Annotated in this window: 22 protein-coding genes; 5 read left to right on the top strand and 17 right to left on the bottom strand. The window is 42.4% G+C overall.

Annotated features, from left to right (window positions below):
- Positions 1-98: 98 nt before the first annotated feature.
- The gene (locus tag NYE25_RS02420; RefSeq protein WP_341145006.1) at positions 99-563 is read right to left on the bottom strand and encodes a manganese efflux pump MntP; all 465 of its coding nucleotides are present in this window, start codon (positions 561-563) and stop codon (positions 99-101) included.
- A 312-nt stretch (positions 564-875) separates the two neighbouring features.
- Here NYE25_RS02420 and NYE25_RS02415 point away from each other — a divergent pair, with 312 nt between their 5' ends.
- Complete coding sequence (locus tag NYE25_RS02415) at positions 876-1,088, top strand: hypothetical protein (RefSeq protein WP_042187476.1); 213 nt, start codon at positions 876-878, stop codon at positions 1,086-1,088.
- A gap of 72 nt (positions 1,089-1,160) precedes the next feature.
- Here NYE25_RS02415 and NYE25_RS02410 read toward each other — a convergent pair whose 3' ends face one another.
- The 4 genes from NYE25_RS02410 to NYE25_RS02395 all read right to left on the bottom strand — a co-directional run bounded on the left by NYE25_RS02410 (position 1,161) and on the right by NYE25_RS02395 (position 4,730).
- Complete coding sequence (locus tag NYE25_RS02410; RefSeq protein WP_179085705.1) at positions 1,161-1,325, bottom strand: hypothetical protein; 165 nt, start codon at positions 1,323-1,325, stop codon at positions 1,161-1,163.
- A 145-nt stretch (positions 1,326-1,470) separates the two neighbouring features.
- Complete coding sequence (locus tag NYE25_RS02405) at positions 1,471-2,364, bottom strand: polysaccharide deacetylase family protein (protein WP_341145005.1); 894 nt, start codon at positions 2,362-2,364, stop codon at positions 1,471-1,473.
- A 127-nt stretch (positions 2,365-2,491) separates the two neighbouring features.
- Positions 2,492-3,085 (bottom strand): LOG family protein, encoded by a 594-nt coding sequence (locus NYE25_RS02400; RefSeq protein WP_076282875.1) that lies wholly within the window; start codon positions 3,083-3,085, stop codon positions 2,492-2,494.
- A gap of 88 nt (positions 3,086-3,173) precedes the next feature.
- Positions 3,174-4,730 carry a stalk domain-containing protein gene (locus NYE25_RS02395; RefSeq protein WP_341145004.1) on the bottom strand — a complete coding sequence of 519 codons (1,557 nt, stop codon included), beginning with the start codon at positions 4,728-4,730 and terminating at the stop codon, positions 3,174-3,176.
- A 192-nt stretch (positions 4,731-4,922) separates the two neighbouring features.
- On the opposite strand from NYE25_RS02395, the gene NYE25_RS02390 reads away from it, so the two are divergent.
- Positions 4,923-5,594, top strand: coding sequence for a tetratricopeptide repeat protein (locus NYE25_RS02390; protein ID WP_042187471.1), 672 nt, complete (start codon positions 4,923-4,925; stop codon positions 5,592-5,594).
- A 94-nt stretch (positions 5,595-5,688) separates the two neighbouring features.
- Here NYE25_RS02390 and NYE25_RS02385 read toward each other — a convergent pair whose 3' ends face one another.
- The 8 genes from NYE25_RS02385 to NYE25_RS02350 all read right to left on the bottom strand — a co-directional run bounded on the left by NYE25_RS02385 (position 5,689) and on the right by NYE25_RS02350 (position 13,871).
- A complete protein-coding gene (locus NYE25_RS02385) occupies positions 5,689-7,092 on the bottom strand; it encodes a lytic polysaccharide monooxygenase (RefSeq protein WP_341145003.1) in 1,404 nt (467 codons plus the stop codon).
- A gap of 283 nt (positions 7,093-7,375) precedes the next feature.
- Positions 7,376-10,537 carry an MMPL family transporter gene (locus NYE25_RS02380; RefSeq protein ID WP_341145002.1) on the bottom strand — a complete coding sequence of 1,054 codons (3,162 nt, stop codon included), beginning with the start codon at positions 10,535-10,537 and terminating at the stop codon, positions 7,376-7,378.
- Positions 10,534-10,989 carry a MarR family winged helix-turn-helix transcriptional regulator gene (locus NYE25_RS02375; protein ID WP_341054192.1) on the bottom strand — a complete coding sequence of 152 codons (456 nt, stop codon included), beginning with the start codon at positions 10,987-10,989 and terminating at the stop codon, positions 10,534-10,536. Before NYE25_RS02375 ends, NYE25_RS02380 begins: the two co-directional genes overlap by 4 nt.
- 173 nt (positions 10,990-11,162) lie before the next feature.
- The gene (locus tag NYE25_RS02370) at positions 11,163-11,603 is read right to left on the bottom strand and encodes a GNAT family N-acetyltransferase (RefSeq protein WP_341054190.1); all 441 of its coding nucleotides are present in this window, start codon (positions 11,601-11,603) and stop codon (positions 11,163-11,165) included.
- A 3-nt stretch (positions 11,604-11,606) separates the two neighbouring features.
- The gene (locus tag NYE25_RS02365; protein ID WP_341145001.1) at positions 11,607-12,023 is read right to left on the bottom strand and encodes a VanZ family protein; all 417 of its coding nucleotides are present in this window, start codon (positions 12,021-12,023) and stop codon (positions 11,607-11,609) included.
- A gap of 59 nt (positions 12,024-12,082) precedes the next feature.
- Positions 12,083-12,763: a ribose-5-phosphate isomerase RpiA gene (rpiA, locus tag NYE25_RS02360; protein ID WP_143764014.1), complete on the bottom strand. Its 681-nt coding sequence runs from the start codon at positions 12,761-12,763 to the stop codon at positions 12,083-12,085.
- 67 nt (positions 12,764-12,830) lie between these two features.
- On the bottom strand, positions 12,831-13,340 hold the full coding sequence (locus NYE25_RS02355) for a GNAT family N-acetyltransferase (protein ID WP_341054183.1): 510 nt from the start codon (positions 13,338-13,340) through the stop codon (positions 12,831-12,833).
- A 78-nt stretch (positions 13,341-13,418) separates the two neighbouring features.
- Complete coding sequence (locus NYE25_RS02350) at positions 13,419-13,871, bottom strand: hypothetical protein (RefSeq protein ID WP_143759423.1); 453 nt, start codon at positions 13,869-13,871, stop codon at positions 13,419-13,421.
- 235 nt (positions 13,872-14,106) lie between these two features.
- On the opposite strand from NYE25_RS02350, the gene fsa reads away from it, so the two are divergent.
- The gene (gene fsa / locus NYE25_RS02345) at positions 14,107-14,754 is read left to right on the top strand and encodes a fructose-6-phosphate aldolase (protein WP_042126959.1); all 648 of its coding nucleotides are present in this window, start codon (positions 14,107-14,109) and stop codon (positions 14,752-14,754) included.
- A 55-nt stretch (positions 14,755-14,809) separates the two neighbouring features.
- On the opposite strand, the gene NYE25_RS02340 is transcribed toward fsa, so the two are convergent.
- The 3 genes from NYE25_RS02340 to NYE25_RS02330 form a co-directional block, all read right to left on the bottom strand.
- The gene (locus NYE25_RS02340; RefSeq protein ID WP_341145000.1) at positions 14,810-16,123 is read right to left on the bottom strand and encodes an MFS transporter; all 1,314 of its coding nucleotides are present in this window, start codon (positions 16,121-16,123) and stop codon (positions 14,810-14,812) included.
- A 134-nt stretch (positions 16,124-16,257) separates the two neighbouring features.
- Positions 16,258-18,609, bottom strand: a complete 2,352-nt coding sequence (gene helD / locus NYE25_RS02335; protein ID WP_341144999.1) for an RNA polymerase recycling motor HelD — start codon at positions 18,607-18,609, stop codon at positions 16,258-16,260.
- Between the two features lie 75 nt (positions 18,610-18,684).
- Positions 18,685-19,731: an FUSC family protein gene (locus tag NYE25_RS02330; RefSeq protein WP_042187452.1), complete on the bottom strand. Its 1,047-nt coding sequence runs from the start codon at positions 19,729-19,731 to the stop codon at positions 18,685-18,687.
- A gap of 188 nt (positions 19,732-19,919) precedes the next feature.
- Here NYE25_RS02330 and NYE25_RS02325 point away from each other — a divergent pair, with 188 nt between their 5' ends.
- Positions 19,920-20,453, top strand: coding sequence for a hypothetical protein (locus NYE25_RS02325; RefSeq protein WP_341144998.1), 534 nt, complete (start codon positions 19,920-19,922; stop codon positions 20,451-20,453).
- Positions 20,454-20,548: 95 nt separating this feature from the next.
- On the opposite strand, the gene NYE25_RS02320 is transcribed toward NYE25_RS02325, so the two are convergent.
- Positions 20,549-21,190, bottom strand: a complete 642-nt coding sequence (locus NYE25_RS02320; RefSeq protein WP_341144997.1) for a phosphatase PAP2 family protein — start codon at positions 21,188-21,190, stop codon at positions 20,549-20,551.
- Positions 21,191-21,300: 110 nt separating this feature from the next.
- On the opposite strand from NYE25_RS02320, the gene hfq reads away from it, so the two are divergent.
- The gene (hfq, locus tag NYE25_RS02315; protein WP_042126951.1) at positions 21,301-21,522 is read left to right on the top strand and encodes an RNA chaperone Hfq; all 222 of its coding nucleotides are present in this window, start codon (positions 21,301-21,303) and stop codon (positions 21,520-21,522) included.
- The last annotated feature ends 43 nt before the right edge of the window (positions 21,523-21,565 follow it).

Genomic DNA, 21,565 nt, shown 5'->3' with positions numbered 1-21,565 from the left:
GTTTCTCTTACAAGATTTAGTGTACAGGGTTTATATTCTTTTTTTGAGGAGGCAAACTTCCGATTTATGGTGGAAATAATTACGAACTCAAGATCAGCTTAAATCAATATTACATACAGACCTATGCCTACTAATAACAATCCACCGATAAGATCAGAATGTTTACCTAGCCAAGTTTTGGACATTCGATTCCCGATTTTCATTCCGGCAGCAACAGTGATAAACGAAAAGACACCCACTGAGATCGCTGTGAATGTTGCGTTCACGCCGCTGATCCCTGCTCCAAAGCCTGTAGCAATACAGTTTATAGCCAACGCCACACCAAGCCACACAAATTCTTGCCATTTTAAAACATGACGATAGCCAGTATCTGTAGAAGATGTGCTCACGACGTTGCTCTCTATATCCATGCTTACATTTGAAGTTGTTTTTTTATGCACAGCTCTAATACTCCAGATTCCCATAAACAGAATCAAGCACCCTCCAATGGCATTTCCATTCGCTTCAGAAAAATATTCTGACACATACTCACCTGAAGTTATTGAGATATATGTAGCCAGCATCGACAGAACAGCAATAAATCAGATTAGAAAATGGTGTAATTCTTGTGGACCTAGCGCCAAAGGAAACGCCTATTCCTAAGTTATCCAAATTTGAAGCCAACCCAATAATGATGATGGAAAGCCAATGCATATCTAGACCCCCTTAATACATTCATAACTATGTTATGTCTGAGATGGGCGTATAGAATTTTGTCCAAATGTGCTGCTCATAGAATGTTCGTCAGCTTCATTTATATTGGATTTCTCATGCTTCCACAGGTATACTATTTTTATTTCTAACTTCATTAAATGATCAAAAGGAGTTAAATACTTATGCCAATTAACCGCCCGCTGCTAACAGACAGCGATTTCCAAGAAGCCGTTGACCGCAAACTACCTGTTCGTGTATTTCAGGACGATCATTTGGTGAATTCAGGGGCCACTGTTGTCCGCTTCACCGATTCTGATGTAGTTATTCAGTCGAGGGTTAGCGATCTGACTTATTACGCTCGTAAGAGTTGCCAATTTTATGAGGTTAGACCCTAAAAAAAGCCGGAACACACTGACCCTTGGGATCAATGCGTTCCGGCTTTTTTCAGCAGACATATGTAGTAGCTCTTACTTAATATTTTTGTATGTGCCATACACTTTCATTTTTTCATTCAAGACTTCCTGAAAACTCTGCTTCTTCTTATTAGCTCTCTCTTGTTTAGGATTGACCACGGGCTGAGGTCTAAAAAACTGATGATTGTAAGCCATAAGATTATGTACCATCACATTCATTGAATTCTAACCTCCTTCCGTGTCGTTCCTGAAATTTCTATTTTCGCTTAATTGCATATGGTTACTTACCCAGCTTTTCCAAAGTTTAATCACTTTTATGACTTTCTGTTTAAACAAATTTAAATGATCCCTTTTTTGCAATGCGCTAAATACCTCTTTGTAAATCACGAATGTCTCTCCACGAAATAAGTTTAATTTGCTCATTATTAATCACTTGCTTAATTTCAATATCATTTAGAAGAAGATACTCCAATTCTCTTTCTGTATAACATTCCGTTATCGCTATTAACTGCTCTGTTTTTTTAGAAGGATGTATAGTTAACTGGGTTACTCCAGGTTTTAGATCCTTTAATAGATCAGTTAATCTCCTTTTCATTTTGCTGTACTCAGCATTGGGGTTAAAACAATATGGAAGAGAAACTATATCATCGATTAATAAAATCCCCCTCTCTTTTGCTGAAGAAATTCTTTTTTGAAACAATCTCAATTGATCATTATTAAAAAATGGTTGGTCTAAGATCCTACTAGGTAAATTAAAGGGTAGTTGGTACTTTTCACATAAATCAAATGTTATTTCTATAAAATCTCGCCCTGTGAATAACCCCATAATGCTTCCACCATGACTATCCAGATGAGTTGGATCAATGCCTTGTATAATTGCACTTTGGATCTGCGATTCCATCTCTAATTTAACCTCATTAGCAGCAGCGTTTCTTTCCAGAAGAGTGGCATCTTGATGAAAATATCCTTCCGCCGTAATTAAACTATTTAAATTTCTTTCTTTGAATACTGGTTGATACAGATGTTTCTCGCCGCTTGTTAAAGTTAGATGAATTCCAATATTCTTTATCCCTTTACTATTGACAATCTCCATTGCTTCATTTGAGTCTGGGCAAGGGATCATAATAGATGTGGATGTTATTGCTTTTTCTTCAAATAAGTTAACAATAGCTTCATTAGTTCCTTTAGTTATTCCAAAATCGTCGGCATTAATAATTAACAAACGGTCGTCAATCGCAAAACCTAATTTTTGTATCATAAACCTTCCCCCTATTAATGAATGATTTTTTAAAAAAATAACAATAAGGACGCAATCACCGTTAAGTGTTTGCGTCCTTATTTTGTAAACCGTTCATTTGCTCCCTATAGCAGTGGAAGCCTAGAATCTAACGCTGTGATGGAAACCTAGCGTTCCCAAAACCTTTATTACTATGATCAACTTGACCTCTCATCAGTTCAAGCAAATATTCGGGATCAGAGTTCATATCTAACATTTTCAACGCATTTTTTGGAGCAAACCCTTCACTTACACTGTGAGTGATCATGGCTAACAGTGGATTAAAATAACCTCTTATATTCAGCAGCCCTATAGGCTTCTGATGAATCCCTATCTGCATCCAGCATAGAATTTCAAATAACTCATCAAAGGTTCCGAGACCACCCGGCAGGGCAATAAACGCATCAGCCATACCGCTCATAACGGCCTTTCGTTCATGCATACTAGAGACCTCAATCAGATTCGTTAGCCCAGAATGCCTGATTTCATCTTTAAAAAGATCCACTGGCATGATACCGACGACTTCACCACCATTTGCCAACACTCCGTCTGCCACCTGTCCCATCAGGCCATTTCTTGAACCTCCATAAACCAGCCTACAACCTTGTGCAGCTATATGATAACCCAACTCTCTAGCCATTTCTGTATATTCTGAATTAAGACCTGGATTCGAACCGGCGAACACACATATTGTAAAAGCCATACCTATCACTCCAGACTGGTTATTATGGTTCAATTGAGATAATTCACTTATTGTACATCAGAATATTAAAATAAGTGTTAAATGAAAGTCATCTTTTTGTTTGTATCGTTAATTGGTACAGTTTACTATTCCACTCTGCAGTAACACCTAGTGCCTTAGCCAAAGCTGCCGCTGGAACAAGTGATGCATAACTTACTTTAATGGCTCCCTCTTTAAAGATGATTTTCTTGCCTTCTTTCGAGAGCGTCATATCTCCGTCCCATGAGAGGGTGTAGCCCAGATTTTCCGCCACTTCGCTGATCGGTACTCTTACACTTCCATCCAAGAATATAGCAGACTGTGCGGAGTCGATCTTCTTCCCATCCACGATTACAGTAACAGGCTTCAAGATAGGAGATACAGTAAAAGGACGTGAATCAAGCGCGCTGATTCCAAGTTGACCAAACATATTCGTCCCCCAAGCTACTGCTGTTCCATCCTTCAAAACTGCATATTTACTATTTTCCCCCGTGGCAAAAGAAACCGGATTACTCAAGCCTTTGATTTGTTTAGGCTTAGTAAAGACCCATTTACTGTCGGTTGATGATTGGGTATTCCAAGTCCACGCGGTGCCATCTTTTTTAACAGCTACAAAGCCACCTAAATCCAGCGTAAGTTTGGAGATCGGCTTTATGACTGTGATCTTTTGCAGACCTTGCAATAAAGTGCCAGCTTCCCATACCCAGTATTCTCCTTTTTTATTGGCAACAAGATTGAACCCATTTTTCGTCTGAACAGATACAATATCCGTAAGACCTGGCATCTTCTTCATCATGATTTCGTTATAATTATTGCTGTCAACCGTTGCCCAGACACTTCCAGTCTCAGTTAACGCCAGTATACTCCTCCAGTTCATAGAAACGGACTTCACATGATATAAATCCTTGACTGGGGTCGGCTTCTTCACCGCTTTTGTATTCTCTATTTGCGGGTTAGCGCTCCAAATCCAAAGAGTACCGTTGGTGCGAATTGCGGCCTGATAGTCACTGTTACCGACCCACATTACCTCACTTAAACCCTGAACCTTGGTAGCAGCAGGCAACTCTGTAAAACCTACATCAGTGATTTCTGGAGGATTCCACTGGAGTACGCTTCCATCCTTTCTCAAAGCTAAGGTATTGTGTATGCCTGAAGCTATACTGACTACATCGGTCATCCCAGAGATAACCTGAGGAAGCAGCACCTTGTGCTGTTTAGTGCTTACCCCATTGCCTGCTTCTATAGCATTCTTATCCCGGTAATCTCCCCAAGCTTTAACCGTCCCGTCTTCGTTCAGCGCAACATAATAAATTCCACCGATCTCTAACTGCTTCGTACGATCAAGCGCTGCTATGCGATGGGGAGTAATCGTCCACCCTTCAGGACCTGCAGTTCCATTTGCAAATTGTCCAAAAACATTGCTCCCCCAAGACCATACGGTTCCGTCAGTCCCCAGTGCGAAGGAGCTCCCTCCCCAAAATCCAGAAGTGGCAACAATCTCCTTAATTCCACTCAGCTTCGCGGATGAGGGATCCGCGCTTATCACTTGTGGGACTGACGTAACAGCCATAAAAGTAGAACAAACAACCAAACTAAACAGCTGTAACTTCCTTGCTAATAAGTTCATCTTATTTTTCCCTTCTTATGATATTATTGTAATTATTATTCATCTTACACTAAGACGCTATTAAGCTGCTCAAAGTTGTATAATTTTTAAATCCTGGGATTCAGATTGCTTTGAATTATGTTATAATTACGCTGCCTTGGATCTACTCTTTTCAATCGCAATACCGGAACCAAATGATTATGGAGGGAAGTTATGCTTAAATTTATAGGTGTTTTACTGCTCTTCAGATTAGTGGGCAACCCTTTTCTGGCTATATTCATCCTGCTTCTTATCTTGTATTTCTTGGATCGGCGATATGTGGGCATCTTCCCCAGCATTACAAAGCCCTTCAAAAGAATGCGTCAAATTTCCAAGCTACGTACAACCATTTCTTTAAATCCTAATGATGTTTCATCCAAATTTGATTTAGCGCGGAGTTTGACTGAACGTAAAAAATACAGGGAAGCGAAGGATCTCCTACTGCAAATCGAGGACCGTTATGAACAATCTGCTGAATATTGGGTAGAACTCGGACATGTGAATCTTAAGCTAGGCGCTTTGGAGGAAGGCGAAGCACAAATGCTTCGTGGTCTGGAGATCAACCGTAAGGCTCGATATGGACAGCCATATCTTTGGTTAGCGGAAACTTTCCGCCATACGAATCATGATAAAGCATTACATTACGTTACTCAGTATCAAGAAATCCAGTCTTCTTCTTCTGAGGCGTATTATCTGGCTGGCTCGATGTATAAAGCGCTTGGCAGATCAGAGGATGCGAAACGAGCTTTCGAAGAGTCCACCGCTGTTTATCGTTCACTTCCTAAATATAAAAAACGGCAGGAGCGCGGTTGGGCGTTGCGCAGCTTTTTTGCCAAGATGAAATAAACTTGACGACTCCTTACCCAAAAAACGGAGATCACTTCTGATTATCAGAAATGATCTCCGTTTTTTTATAATAAATTGGGGGGAAACGATGTTATTAGTTCGCCACTAATTTCCAAAGCGATAATGCCGACTCCGGATTCCAGTTGGTATCACCGAAACTTCTAAATGTCAATCGAGCTTCATAAACGTTACCCTTGTATTCAACTTTTGTTCCTACAATGTACAACCCGGTTGCATTCCAAGCTGCTACATCTGGTAATACGGGTTTCACAAGGGTTGTGACTGTATACAAAGAGCTCTTGTCTGAAATATTACCAGCAGCGTCTACAGCTCTCACATGATAATTGTACGTAGTGGAAGCTTGCACCGTTAAATCCGTAAAGGAAGTTCCCTTAGTTTGGGTCAATTCAACACCCTCTCGATACACAACATAATGATCAACACCTACATTATCTTGGGCGGCGTTCCACATCAGATTAACACTATTGTGCTTCACTGACATGGTATGCAGCCCCTCAACCATCGAAGGCTTCACAGTATCTGGTGTTTCCACTGGAGGTATAACCACTTCCGGGTTTGGTGTGCTAACAACAATAATATTACTTGAGCCTGACATGTTTCCTGCACGATCCACCGCAACAATATAATATGTATAAATTTTACCTGCTTCTACAGTAATGTCTTTAAAGCTCGTTGTTGAGGATGTTCCGATTTGTTTCGCTATACCGACGCTATCCCCGCGATAAATCATGTAATGATCTACGCCTACGTTATCTGTTGCAGCATTCCACATAAGATCTACACTGCTCGATTCTACACTCATAGTGTGTAACCCCGTTACTGTTGACGGCTTCTCCGTGTCTGGTTGTACCCCAGGTCCTGATTCACCGTTCTTTAGATTCACATCAATGACTTGGTAGAAGGCATTCGCTGTATCATCAATATCCCACACCGCCAAAATAACATGGTATCCACTGCGGTCAGTTGGGACATTCACTTTGTGCGTCACAGAACGCTCAGGCTGTTTACCGCCATTTTCAAAAGTTCCAATAAGCTCTAAATCGGATCGTTTAATTGGCGTATTAGGATTCCAACCTTTTTTCGTAATATAGTAATGCCATTTTGTTGTTCTATGTTGTGCTGTATGATACCAAGTGATGTCATTGACTCCGCCAACCATATCGTGCTTAATCCAGCGATCACTTGATTGTTGATCCAGAATTCCTCCGAACATGCCACCCGCAGATGCAATCTTCCCGTCCGCAGGACCCGCCAATGGGAAGCCCTTTGGTGCCTCTAGACTCTGTGGCTCATATTGTACAGAACCCACATTATTCGCTGCACCAAGCTTCGCACGACTTGCTGGTTCGGATACATAACCGTGTCCTAACGCTTTATCGGTATCGATAAGTCCTACTCCGGCAATAACCCCCGCTGTAATAACAAATGGAACAACCTTCTTTGCGATACTGCTGTTCTTCATGCTTACTTTCATCATTCATCATCTCGCTTTCTAGTTGTAATTTGGAGACTTTGAAAACGAATCCAGTGTTATTATAATTTTCCGAAAACATAATAACAATAACCTAAAGAACCAGACGACAATGGATAAAAGACCCATGACAATTGAACGGATTAGTAGTTCTCCCCGCTAATAATGTCCCATCGAAGCGATTCATTCTACTCAAATAAAAAGCCAGCCACCGATAAATATATCGGTGGCTGGCTGCAAAAAAACAACTTGTTATGACTTCTGATTCATAAATGGGGTATAGTCCCAGTTACATATTTAAATCCTGCTTGTTAGCTTCTCCGCTCTGTTTAACCGTAAATGGCCACCAAGTTCCTCGGCCGAAGATCCGTACCATTACAGGGACAAAGAACGGCAGGAAGATTAAAGCATACAAGGCCAATCCTACGAGCACCACTGTAGCAATCTGCATCATCGACAATACCCCAGAAGGATACATCGAAGCGAAGGTACCACCCAGAATAACTACAGCTGAAAGGATAACTGTACCCATATTGCGCATAGCGTGTAGAATCGCTTCTTTTACGTCCCATGTTTTATTTTCGTTAAACCGGGCCATTAAGAAAATGCTATAATCCACACCTAGTGCAATCAGCATAACAAAACTAAAGAATGGCGTCGTCCAGGTGATCCCTTCATAGTGCAGAAGATTAACGAAAATTGCCTCTGTAACGCCCAACGCTGAAAAGTAAGTGATCAAAAGTGAAATGATAAGGTAAATCGGCATTACGATTGAACGAAGCAGCAACACTAATATGATGAAAATACCGCTCAGCATCAAGATTACTGTACGCGTATAGTCTTCATTGGAAATATTCCGCAAATCGCTTTGACTACTTGTAACCCCGCTAATAGCTGTTTCAGCATTTTCAAGCTTCGTGCCTTTAACTGCACGATCTACTGCTGCTTGAATATCACCCACACTATCTATAGCCTCTGAGCTGTAAGGATTCTCGGTGAATACCACGTCCAATGTCATCACCTTACGGTCATCAGATAAGTACGTGTCAAATACCTGCTTTATACCTTCAGCTTTAAGTGCCTCAGCCGGTACGAAGAATCCGCTCAGCTCTTCATCCTTAGCCGCTTGAATCTGATTCAAGTATTCTTGTGCCGAGCCCAGACCGCTTGTAATTTGCTTCAATCCATCAGCACTATCGCTCAGTCCAGTGGTTAAGGCTCCAATCTGACCTGTCAATTCACCAAAACCATCTGCAAGCTGCTTCTGTCCGCCTTGCAATTGATCAAGACCACTTGTGATAGATGGAATCTTTTCTACGATCTGTCCTTGACCTGCTGCCGCCTGATCGAGTCCAGATTGCAGTTGACCGATTCCAGCTACAAGCTTAGCTAAACCTTGCGCGAGCGCGGTTTGCCCAGCCGCAGCTTTGGCATAACCGGCATTCGCCTCATTTAAGCCAGTAGCTGCACCTTTAAGCTGTTCTGAAACCTGACCAAGTCCGGCTGCTAGTTGCGCTGCACCCGTACCACTTTGTGCTACTGTACCTTTGATCGTCAAATAATTTACATCCTGAACAATTTCCGGATAACTGCTCTCTAGGCCAGCGAAGGAACCGTCCAGTCCTTTTAATGCCTCTGCAACACCTTGTAGCTGCTTCGGAAGCTGCCCGAGTCCTTCTTTCAGTTGGGTTAAGCCTCCACCGATTTTTTTATAGCCCTCAAGTAACTTCGCATTTGCATCTGCTAACTGTTTAGCACTTGTTGCTGCCTGCTGAAGACCGGATTTGATCTCTCCTGCACCCGCTGAGCCACTCTTAATCCCGCTCTCAATCTGGGTGAGCCCAGCACCTAAAGCAACAATTCCGTCTTTGAGATCCGCTGTGCCCTCTGTCAGCTTAGCACTCCCTGCAACAGCTTCTGTAAGTTTAGGAGCATTATCGCTAAGCTGTTTACTAGCTTCAGACAAGCCGGTCTGAATCTTGGTCAGACCTTCGTTACTTTGGTCCAGTCCATCAGAAAGTGTACCGACCTGATTCGGAATCAAGAAATCGCTAATCAGCTCACCTGTAGGACGTGACATGCTGCGAACGGATTTTACGCTATCCACTTTTTCCAGCTCGCGGCTAATTTTCTCCGCAAGTCCCAGATATTCTGAATTGTCCATACGATCATCATTCTTGATAACGATCTTGCCAGGCATCGATTCACCTGGTCCGAAGCTCTCCGAAATAATATTAAAGCCTTTTACGGAAGCATATTCCGAGCCAATTTCCTCCAAGCTGTTAAAGGACAGCTTACCGCTATAGGTAACTAGGAATGGGGACACGATTACTGCAACGATTAGAAGTGCGGCCCACGGTCTTTTTAAAGAAAAAGAACCTGCCCATCCCCAAATACGGCTCTCACTATGCTCCAGCTTGCCACGGGAGGGCCAGAATAGCTTTTTGCCTAGAACAGCCATAAAGAATGGAACAATCGTCACAAGTGCCAAAAGCATAACTGCAATACCAACTGCAACAGCTACTGCTGAACGATAGAGAATAAATTTCGATAACCCAATCGCTACAAAACCTACAAACACCGCTAAGCCCGAATAGAACACCGTTCCTCCAGCTTTTCGATAAGTTGCAATGATTGCACTTTTAGTATTTTCTGCGGTCATCAATTCTTCTTTAAAGCGACTGATCAGCAGAATACAATAATCCGTACCGATCCCGAACATGACCGCAACCATAAAGATTTGAGTAAACGTTGATAAAGGAAAATCATAACGATCCACCAAAAAAGCCACGACAGATTGGGATACAATATAGCTGATACCCACGGTCAGCAGCGGTACAAAAGGCGCTACGAACGAACGAAACACGACGAATAGAATAAGTAGGATAAAGACAACTGTAATATACTCCGACTTCTTTAGCCCTGCTTCTGAGCTTGCAATCATATCCTCTGTAATCATACCTTCACTGGTCAAATAATGATCTGCTTTAACACCTGAGAGCATCTCATCCACTTTATCTGGCAGCGCAGTAACAGCCTCTCCTTCACCTTTTACGGACAACGCCACCATAATAGTCTTGCCATCTTTGGCAATCAGTGTATCTTTAAGCTCACTTTGTGAAAAAGGATCGGTGATGGAATCTAACTGCAAAGCTTCCTTATTCGCAGCCAGCTTCTCAACGCCTTGTTGAATACTTGCTGTTTCTTCCGCTCCGATTCCCTTCGGGTTATTGAACACAAGGGCTACTTGATGGAGTGATTCGCCTCCCTTGTCACTTGACGCTTCCTTCATGATTTCTGCTGCTCTTGATGAAGGGTATCCCTCTGGAACGGTAACCTGCCCCTTCTCACGGACAAGATCAGAGAAAGACGGGGCCGTCATCACTAGCACCACCGCTACAGCGAGCCAGATTGCGATAACCGCCCATCTTGCTTTTAGAATCGTCTTCATTGGCTCTTCCCTCCATTATCATTCTGAATTAGACTTGCCAGTTTCTCAAACATCATGATGAACGTCTCAATATCCTTCTTTTCAAAATGAAACAAATACGGGGCCACTACTTCATGTACTTGCGACTCAGCTGCTTCAAATACTCTTCTACCATGCTCTGACATCGATAAATACACCTGACGACGATCATTCTCGTCACGAGTGCGCTCAATAATGCCCGCTTGCACCAGTCTGTTGATTATTGCTGTAATGGAGCTTTTACCCACGCAAAAAGTTTCTGCTAGATATGTAGATGTACATTGTTCCTGAGCATTAATCAGACGCAGAATTTGATACTGATCATTCGTTGTATCTGCAGCAATGCTATCTTTAATTCTTGCGGCTACTTGTCGAGTCACCATCATATAAGCATCCATATAACGGTTAATCCAATGCTGAACTTCATCTTCCAAAGCTTCCTACCTCCAAATATAGTTCAACTGTAGAACAGTTTCATTGTCAAACTATAATCCCATTTATTTCAAAAGTCAACTTTACAATTCTAAGGAACAATTTAAGGTGACCCAACAAAAAAACAGGCCGAGATTTCATCTCGACCTGCCATTGTATGTCTTTTAAAAACTGTTTATTCCTCATCCTCGATCTCTTCTACTTCATAAACACATCTCAGCGTTTCAATGCCTGCTGCATTTTCGCCGAGGCTGTACACCATGAACCCAAGACTACGGTAGAAATCTGCAGCAATCTCATCCTCTGTTTCAGCTACCAGATAACGCGGCTGACGCGTAGTAAGCAGCTCCAGAATCATCCCCCGTGCATAGCCTTTTCCTCTGTTCTCTGGCAATACAGCAATATGCCGAATATCCAAGGAACCATCTTCTGTTTCTTCAAATCCTACAAGACCAAGCAGTAATTCTTCCTCTTCCCAGCCATATAACTTTAGCCCGGCTTGTTCGCTATACTCAGACGAAGTCTGCTGTAGAGCATTCGGATCATCTATGACCGCATAGGTCAGCAGCTCATTCACCTCAGATGTACCAATGAGGGGTTTAAGATCAATCAACATTCTTCACATTTCTCCTTCTTTGTTCCTTTTACAGCTAATCACTCGAAACAATCCGTAGCCTGTCCACACACCCAGCATGTTTAATAGTAAATCATCAATATCGAAGCTTCCCACATGCAGCAGCATTTGCAAGCACTCCAAAAGCAGAATACAAGGGACAGCATATAGCGAGATTCTAAGCCAAGAAACAGGACGTATCTTTACTATTGGCGAAAGAAAACCAAATGGAATAAAAACTACAACATTTCCTAGCAGATTTACTAGCCGATTGATAAGTGATAAACCATTATCCAAGTTGAAATAAAGTGACACCGTGCGAAATGGAACCAGATTATACTGAAGAGGACCTCCGGTATGTACCTCACGTCCAAATCCGATAAACATCCAATAGATAACAGTAGCACTATACAGAGTTAGCACTACCCGTGTCAATCCTTTTAGCGGCCATGAACGGTAAGTTTCTTTATGTCTGCGGTTAATCAATTCTTAGGTTGAGCTTCAATAATTTCGATAGTTCCATCAAGTTTACCTACGATCGCCATCGCTGCAATCCCAATAAATAGGCCGTGATCTACAACACCCGGGATGTTTTGGATGGTCAGTGCAAGCTTCGGTGCAGCTTCTATCGCTTCAAATCGGCAGTCCGCAATGTAATTGCCATTATCCGTCTTGTACAGCTCTTCTCCGCTGCGACGCAATTCAGGCTGGCAACCCAGTTTGGCAAGCTCTGCCACAGTCCATTCCCACGCGAAAGGAACGATTTCCACCGGCAACGGAAATTTGCCTAGCGTGTTTACAACTTTACCTTCATCGGCAATCACAATCATTCGGGTACTATTACTAGCTACAATCTTCTCACGAAGCAAAGCGCCGCCGCCGCCTTTAATTAGTTGCAGACTGCTGTCTAGCTCGTCCGCTCCGTCAATGGTTAAGTCCAGACTATCAATATCACCAAAAGCTACTAGTGGAATTCCCAGCTCTCGTGCTTGCTCTTCGGAAGCGCGTGAAGTAGCTACTGCGGTAATTTTCAAGCCTTCACTGACGCGTTCACCGAGCTTGCGGATTGCCCAGTAGGCAGTTGATCCCGTACCCAGACCTACCTTCATTCCATCTTCTACATATTCCACTGCTTTTTCAGCTGCTAGTTGTTTAACGTTGATACTCATTTTAATACCCCCATGTTATCCATTATAAAAAATGTATATTAATCTTGAATTCACCTATTAATCAGGAGGACTCCGATAGAACATCGACATCCAAGTTTTTGCCGTAACAGAGACTATCCGGATCACCTATGTAGGGTCCAAATAAATCAATCGGTTGGTAGCCATGCTTGACGTAAAGCGCAATCGCTTCTGGCTGCTTAATTCCGGTCTCCAATCGGATCTCCTTAAACCCCGCCGCTAATGCTTGTTCTTCAAGGAATAACAGCATATTTGTAGCTATGCCCATTTTACGATAACTAGAATCTACATAAAAGCGCTTCAACTCCATCGTTACGATCTCTATTCCGAGATAATCCAGTGGACGAAGCCCACCACAGCCCACTGGTTTTCCGTTTAAGTAGGCTACTACGAAAGTCATTTCTTTTACTTTGGGATCCTCGAAATCAACAACATAGATCGTCTCATGCGGATAACGCATCTTCAGTTCTTCATCCAGAAACGTAATAAGTTCTCTTAAATCAGCGTTCTCTGGATCAACTACTTCAAAATTCACTTCTGTTCCGGGCGACACTCTATTTCCCTCTTTTCTTGTATCCAAATTCGTATTATCCTTCTTGCAGCCAAAAAAATCAATATTCTTCATTCTGTCTTATGTATATTGTAATTTCACTACATCCTCTAAGTTTAGGATCATCTCTTTTTCAGCGTGGTTAGCAGCCCTATGTAAGTAAGCTTTATGCTCAATGAAAGCATCTGAGGGGGCTGCCAATTTAATGTGCTCCAGCACACTGCGTTCGACATCAGCGAGAACTAGATTTCCTCTACCCGCACTTACTCTACATAGATTAATGATTGCTAAAGGCTTATTCACAACTGCCTGACCGCTGGACTCCACAAAAACTGTGTATTGAACTAAAGGTATTACGTCTGGATCTTCCACGCTAGCAGCGCAAGATTGGTCAAAGATAGAATACATTAGTGAAGGATTGCGTGATAAAGTCCCTAATTTTTTCTGATTAGATACCAATTTGCTGTTCTGGTAGGCCAAGAATCCGGCAACTGACAACACGAGTACAAGCAAAATAACTAATATCGAGTACATTTCATCACGTCCCACCCAATACTCCATAATAACAATACCGATTATATATTATCATGGATAACTGCATAGACCAATCCTATATTATCAACACTATAACAAGTGTAAGCGATATTCAATCTATAAAGTTATTTTGAAATATTCAAAATAACAGTTGAAACTTCGTTTGACATGTCTCATAATGAAAATATGAATATTGTTTGTCAATCCATATGGAAATCAAGGGAGGAAACTTAAAATGAAGTTTTTCTTGGACACCGGAAATATTGAAGAGATCAAACGTATTACTCGCCTCGGATTAGTGGATGGCGTAACGACTAACCCTTCGCTCATCGCTAAAGAAGGAAGATTGTTTAAAGATGTTATCAAAGAAATCGTAGCAATCGTTCCAGGTCCTGTAAGCGCAGAAGTAATCGGACTTACAGCAGAAGAAATGCTTAAAGAAGCATACGAAATTGCTGAATGGGCTCCAAACGTTGTCATTAAACTCCCTATGACTGAAGATGGCTTGGAAGCTTGTTATGAGCTTACTAAAAAAGGTATCAAAACTAACGTAACGCTTGTCTTCTCTGCGGCTCAAGGCTTGATGGCTGCAAAAGCAGGTGCAACTTATATTTCTCCTTTCGTAGGACGTCTGGATGATATCGGTGTTGACGGAATGAAGCTGATCAAGGATCTGAAGACCATCCTAACTAACTACGGTATGACTTCCGAAATTATTGCAGCATCCATCCGTAACATTGCGCATGTTGAGCAAGCCGCTCTTGCTGGTGCTCACATTGCTACCATCCCAGGTTCGCTCCTGCCTACCCTCTGGAAGCATCCGCTGACAGATAACGGTATCGAACGCTTCCTGAAGGATTGGGAATCCGTACCACAAGCATAATATTGTCTTTCATTCTTTTATCAAAGGGCTATCCCGCAAGCTACGGCAACGCAGCTTAAGGATAGCTCTTTTTTCCATCTAAAGTCCTTGCAGAAGTCTGACGAACACGCTTTGATAAGAGGCGCGGATTTACCTGCTCCGTTTCTTTCACACCAGATTCTCCCTTGCTCCCCTTGCTTGGCGTTACTGCAAATAAGGTCAGCAATCCACCAATTGCGCCGACTGTAGCCATCAAAGCGAATAATACCCAATGACCACTGCTTAACAGCAGCGATACCACTGGCGGCCCTGCGGCTACCCCAATAAACCTCATACTGCTATAGAGAGCGGTTATCGTGCCGCTATTCTCTTTCTCAATTCCCTCCGTGATTAATGCATCCATACAAGGAAGCACAATCCCGATTCCAACACAACCTAAGCCCATAAACCCGACTAAGAAATAAATACCTTTATTGAACCCCGCAAAGATCATTGCTGCAGTTAGTAACACCATACCTCCAAAGCCCAGCCATTTCATTAGCGTTTTGTTCTGACCAATGATCTTTCCTGTTCCATATGAAGACAGACATAACAAGGCTAATGGTATTGCCAGCACAAACCCCTTCATTGCCCCATGCATATTAAATTTAGATTCCAGCATTTCCGATAAATAGAATTGAACGCCAAAGGTTACAAACATACAGATACCGCCTATGGCAAAAATAGCATACAACCATCGTCCCTTTTCTCGCAAAATGCTCACAATTCCGGATAAAAATTCTCTTATACCCTGTTTCTCAGGTTGTTCCTTCGCTTCCGGCTTTCGAACCAGAAAAAGAACTAAAGCAAATGAAATTAGACATAGAACAGGAATAGCGATAAAAGGTGCAAACCAAAGCCATATTCCAAGATAAGCTCCAAGAATCGGACTGAGTACTTTACCAAAGGTATTTGAGGTTTCAATAATTCCCAGACTTTTGCTTACATCCTCTTCTTCCTTGAATAAATCACCAACGAAGGGCAGCACAATAGGAAAAGCACCAGCCGCACCTATCCCTTGTAATAAACGTCCGGCCAGAATGACCCAATAGGCGCTAACGCCCTTCATAAACCAAGCCGCCACCACGCAGACAGCTCCACCAATAGCAGCAATGATCAGACTCGGAAGAATCACCTTTTTACGTCCATAAGCATCAGACAGGTACCCTGCAATTGGGATCATCACGATAGCCATCAATCCATAAACAGTAATCAGCATACTCACCTGAAAAGAGCTAATGCCTAGTTCTTTAGAAATCTGCGGCAAAATAGGGAGCAGCATGGAGTTACCGAGGGTCATAATTAGTGGAATGGATGCCAGTGCAAGCAGATCCCATTTTCTTTCCTTCATGAACTGACCACCTTTGTCATTGTTTGCGACGACTCTCTATATTGTGGTTTGTTCATCCCTCTTTATTCATACATATAAAAAGACCGTCCCCCCGCCAATGCGAAAGGACGATCTTATGATCAGAAGATGGGGCTTTACAGCGAATTTGTAATCATGGTCTTCGCTTTTACAGAAGGAAGAAACCGGTTTGGTTCTCCTAGGCTAAAAATATGCAGCAAGTGCATCGCTCGAGTGCAAGCTGTATAAAACAATTTACGCTCACTTTCTCTGCCATATCGTTCAGCTGAACCATCGTATATGATGACAGCATCAAACTCCACACCTTTAGCTAAGTAAGCAGGTAACACCAATGTTCCCTTCTGGAAATTCGGCGTTTCTTTCGTAACGAGCCTTACTGGCAGCCTACTATGTAGTTCATCATGAACTCTTGCGCTTTCTTCTGCTGTTTTACAAATGACAGCCACATAATGATACCCCTTGGATTGCAAATTCCGGATATCCATTTCAACAGCATTCAGAAGCTCATCCTCGCTAGACACCACACTTAGCTGAGGTTCTTCTCCTCGTCGATTAAACGGAACAATTCTTTCCCCTCCAGGAATCATTGAACGCGTAAATTCTACAATTTCAAAAGTGGAGCGATAGCTTCGGGTTAACGAGATCACTTCTGTATTCTCTTCCCCATAAATGCTTACCAAACTAGACAAATCACCGAGCACCTCACCTTGTGCATAGATCGCCTGATTCAAATCACCCAATACGGTCATTTTCGCCCTTGGAAACAAACGGCGCATGAACTCTAATTGGAAAGGTGAGTAGTCTTGTACTTCATCCACAATCACATGACGAATCAGCGTATTGGTACGGAAGCCTTGGCTTAACTCCTTCAAATAAAGGAATGGTGTAGCATCTTCGTAGGCAAGTTCGTTCACTGCGATAGATTTTAGTGTTTGTTCACAGATCTCATCCCAGATTTCCGGCAGAGAATTAACACCATTTAGGCGTTCCATAAGCTCACGATCCGTAAACAGCGTACTGTACAACCCCTTAACATCCACAAAACGACCTCGTTTAGTCCATCCGCGCAGTGGTTTTAAGCGTTGGCTGACTACATACCGGGATAACACTTCTTTTTCAGTATCAAAATCATCAAAACTATCCTGTGTAGCTTTCTTCTTACGTCGTAACATCTGATATGCACGATGGTAATCACTGGAGTCCAATAGCTCAATTTGATCTTCAACCCATGAAGCATTTCTTTCCTCATGGCTAAAATCAGCGATCTTCTTCAGTAACCAGCGTGTCATTAAGTCTACACGGTTCGCAAGCTTAATGGCGGGATCATAGGCATAGAAATGACGTTCCATTTCTTCTTTACTGACTACCGCTCTACCTTGAAACATTAAAGGCTTGAACAGCATGCCCTCATGTTCCAGCATCGTAGCATACCGACGAATCACATCGAGAAAAGGTACGGATGATTTATAAGCGATGCCTTCTCTGCGTATACCCACTTCAGGGCCATCAGGGGCATTCAATAGGTTTTCCGTCTGACTAAAGACATCTTCCAGCTGGAATTCATGTCCTAAACGATGCTCAAGATACATCTGAAAAGTGGTTTGTTGCATATTTTCTTCACCTAGCTCTGGGAGCACAGTTGAAACATAGCTATTAAACAGCGGGTTCGGCGAGAACAACAACATCTGGTCTGCTTGCAGAACTTCACGGTATTTATACAAAAGATAAGCTACTCGCTGCAATGCTGCAGAGGTTTTCCCGCTTCCTGCGGCACCCTGAACAACCAGCATTCGGCTTTTGTCGTTGCGGATAATCGCATTTTGCTCTTTCTGGATGGTAGCTACAATACTCTTCATTCGATCATCGGCACTATGGCTAAGCACTTGCTGCAAAAGCTCGTCGCCGATCGTTACCCCAGTATCAAACATAACTTCAATAACACCATCAGAAATCACAAACTGACGTTTAAGATTCATTGTACCGGAAACAAGTCCACCAGGTGTCTCATAAGCTGTTGGGCCAGGAGCTCCGTCATAATATAAGCTCGATATAGGCGCCCGCCAGTCATAGATCAAGAAGTTGCCATCATCCTCCATCAAGGATCCAATCCCCAGATAAATCTTTTCCGTTTCTCCATTTGGTGCTTCTGTAAAGTCAATACGCCCAAAGTAAGGAGAGACGAGTAGCTTTTTATATTTTTTTAGAGCCTTGCTCGACTGTAAATGATGGCGTTCACGTTCATTCAAGATTTGGGATTGTTGGCGCAGACTTGTTGAAGTTTCCCCTAAATCATCTGGACTACTGAAGTTTACCGTTACCTCTTCCCAGAAGTCTTTCCGCATATCCACTACATCACTGCGATGGAGTCCGAGCTCCTCAGATAATCGCCGGATATGGGCAGACAAAAGCTTAGTCACTCCGTCAACCCGCTGCTGTTCCTCTTTCCATTCAGTTTCATGATTCTCCACTACATTTCATCCCCTTTTGGGTTTCACCCTGAACATAATCCTTAAGCTTATATGTTGCACATCACAAGGTTATGTTTAAGCTTCGCGATCCGTTTCTTTTTCCTCAGTCGCTATACGGTTCATCTGATCTGCCACTTTATCAAGCCGTTCTAATTGATATCCGTAATCGTAAATAGCTGCGGCTACAACATACAATCGTAGTTGACCTATTTTCTCCGCATTATACCCCAGGATCGTTGAATTCAAAAATCCATCATTCTCGTCTCCCAAGGGTTCCGATTCATTAGTGTTTGGTTTTAGTTTATCTTCAAATTTCAGCAAGATCAGTTGATGATATTTGATTAACTGCTCCAAATGACTGTCAAACAATGCATCTGTCTCTTCACTTCGATCCGCTTGAAAATAATGCCGGTCCACAGCCTCAAGAACATCGAAGCCCTTTTGCAAAGAAGATAACAGGTTCTTATAGACAACCATTTGTCTAGTCTGACTGTACTTCGCCCTCTTTAGCTGTTTCTGCTCTTCCTCAAACAAAGCGTACTTATCCGCTAAAGATTTAATAGATGACTCCAGTGCAAGTTTTTCATCACGAAACACACTTTCCTTCATCTCATGAGATACAGCCGTTCTTAGCAGCAAGGAAAGACTGGCAAAGACGTTCTCGATTTGCTTGATGTACTGTTTCCGTGGTTTCGGAGGAACTACTATAATATTGATTAGAAATGCAGAAACAATCCCTGTCAATGTTAATAAGAAACGATTCAGCGCAAACTGCCATTCACCAGAAGCCTCCATCACTGTTATAACGGTGACGAGTGTCAGGCTAATAGTATCCGCTCGGTTAATTTTCATACTGATCATAATGACAAGAATGCAGACCAACCCAACCGCAATTGGACTATTGGATAACAGCATTCCTCCCAGAAGAGCGAGTACCGCGCCCATTGTAGTCGTTGTCAGCTGATCAAGAAAATAACGCCAAGAGCGATAAATAGATGGCTGCATCGCGAAAATTGCTGCAATCGCAGCGCCCACAGAAGATGGAAAATGTAGCAGTTCGGCTAAATACAAGGCAAGCGTGACTGCCATTCCTGTTTTAAATATGCGAGCTCCAAAAGCCAAAAATATCCCCCCTAAAAATTGGCCCACTCTGCAATATGGACATCTACGAATCCCTCATTCCTCTAATTACCCAAGCCTAGAGTTGATGAATTTTATGATCATTTAAGCTCTCACTTATGATTCTTTCAGCTTTCAGGGAATACTAATTCAAGTAAGTACCTATCACATATAACATACGAGGTGAGTGAATGAATAACAACATCAAAAAATTAGTGACCATCACAGCTGTTCTTTTCCTCAGTCTGTCTCCAGCACTTGCTCCTACTCGGAGCGTGTCAGCTGAGAATGTAACTTCCACTGTACCTGATTCTGGGCCTTCGGAAAAAGGTCATAGACCCCCACCAGGGAAAGATGGGAAATTCAGAGCCGGCGGACATTTTATTATTTTCGAAACAGCCAAGCTGCTTGAGATGGATCGTACGGAGCTAATCAATAGCCTTAAAACAGGCAAAACCCTCCCCGAGCTTGCCCTTGAAAAGAAAGGCTGGACAGAAGATCAATATATTCAAAAGCTCAGCGAATCCGCAAGTAAGCGGCTGGATCAAGCCATCAGCGAGGGACGTCTAACAAAAGACGAAGCTCAAAAGCTAAAGGCTGGACTTCCTTCTATGCTGAAGAAAAAAATAAGTAAAATGGGTCATTTCCAAGATCATAAATCTTCGGAACATCATGTGATGAACCCTCAAGCAAAAACGCCTTCGGTGTCCTATTTAGGACGGTAAGCGTTTATGCGAGAAATATAAGGATAATGTATAGCGTGAAACATATATAATCTTATATTTTAAAATATCCCCACAAAAACGGATATCTTCATTTCTTATGAGGATATCCGTTTTTTATAGGCTTCAAATAGACTGATGGATAACATCAGCCACGCGCCACTTGCAGCATAACCACCAATTACGTCGCTAGGATAATGAACTCCCAGGTAAATACGACTCCAGCCAATGCCCACAGTCATGAATACCGCAAACATTATTAACAGGATCCTTTCACTTCTTCGCGGTAAATGACGCCACAGTAAATAGGCAATTACCCCATAGAGGGAGAAGGCTGCCATTGAATGTCCACTTGGGAAACTATAACCTAGCTCTTGGACAATACGATTGAAATTTGGACGCTCCCTTTGAAACCATAACTTCATAAGTGTATTCAATAGCTGTGAGCCTAGTCCAACCCATAGGAACAGAATTAGCTCAAGCCGATGTTTCAGCAGAAAATACAGCAGTGCCATCGTGCCGATCGATATGCCAATCGCTACCTTGGAGGAACCAATCAGAGATAGTCCTTTGGCGAATGTGGTCAGTCCAGGTGATTCAGCGGATTGAACAAAATGAATCATATAATTATCAAATGATGATACCTTGTTCATATGAACTAGGATCGCAATAACGACGAAACAAGCAGCAAACCCTATAAAATAACGAAAACCTCTAGACCAGTTCTGATAATAAAGCATAAATACCTCCGTGTCTAATTTTGTGCCTGTCGATCACATTTCCTGAGAAGCTATAACCCGTGCTATAATTATAGAGAAATAAATATACAAAAAGATGGAGTGCTGCCAAAGTGGAGAGTCTAAAATTGCAGGAACGTTTGTTGAATCAGTTTATTTCCACAAAGGTGCCCGTGACGATTTTTACAACAAATGGTGTAAAAATGCAAGGCGTCGTAACCTCGTATGATGCATTCACAATCACTTTACAGGGTCAAGGTGATGGCAGACAGAATGTGCTCTTCAAATCTGCAGTATCCACTATTGTACCTCTTAAGCCCGTCTCACTCAAATAGTTCACACATTCATTAAACTTCTTCATCCTATTTTCAATAATAA

It is taken from the genome of Paenibacillus sp. FSL E2-8871, assembly GCF_038000345.1.
In the GTDB taxonomy this organism is placed as follows: Bacteria; Bacillota; Bacilli; order Paenibacillales; family Paenibacillaceae; genus Paenibacillus_AQ.
This window is presented reverse-complemented; position numbering and strand designations above follow the sequence as displayed.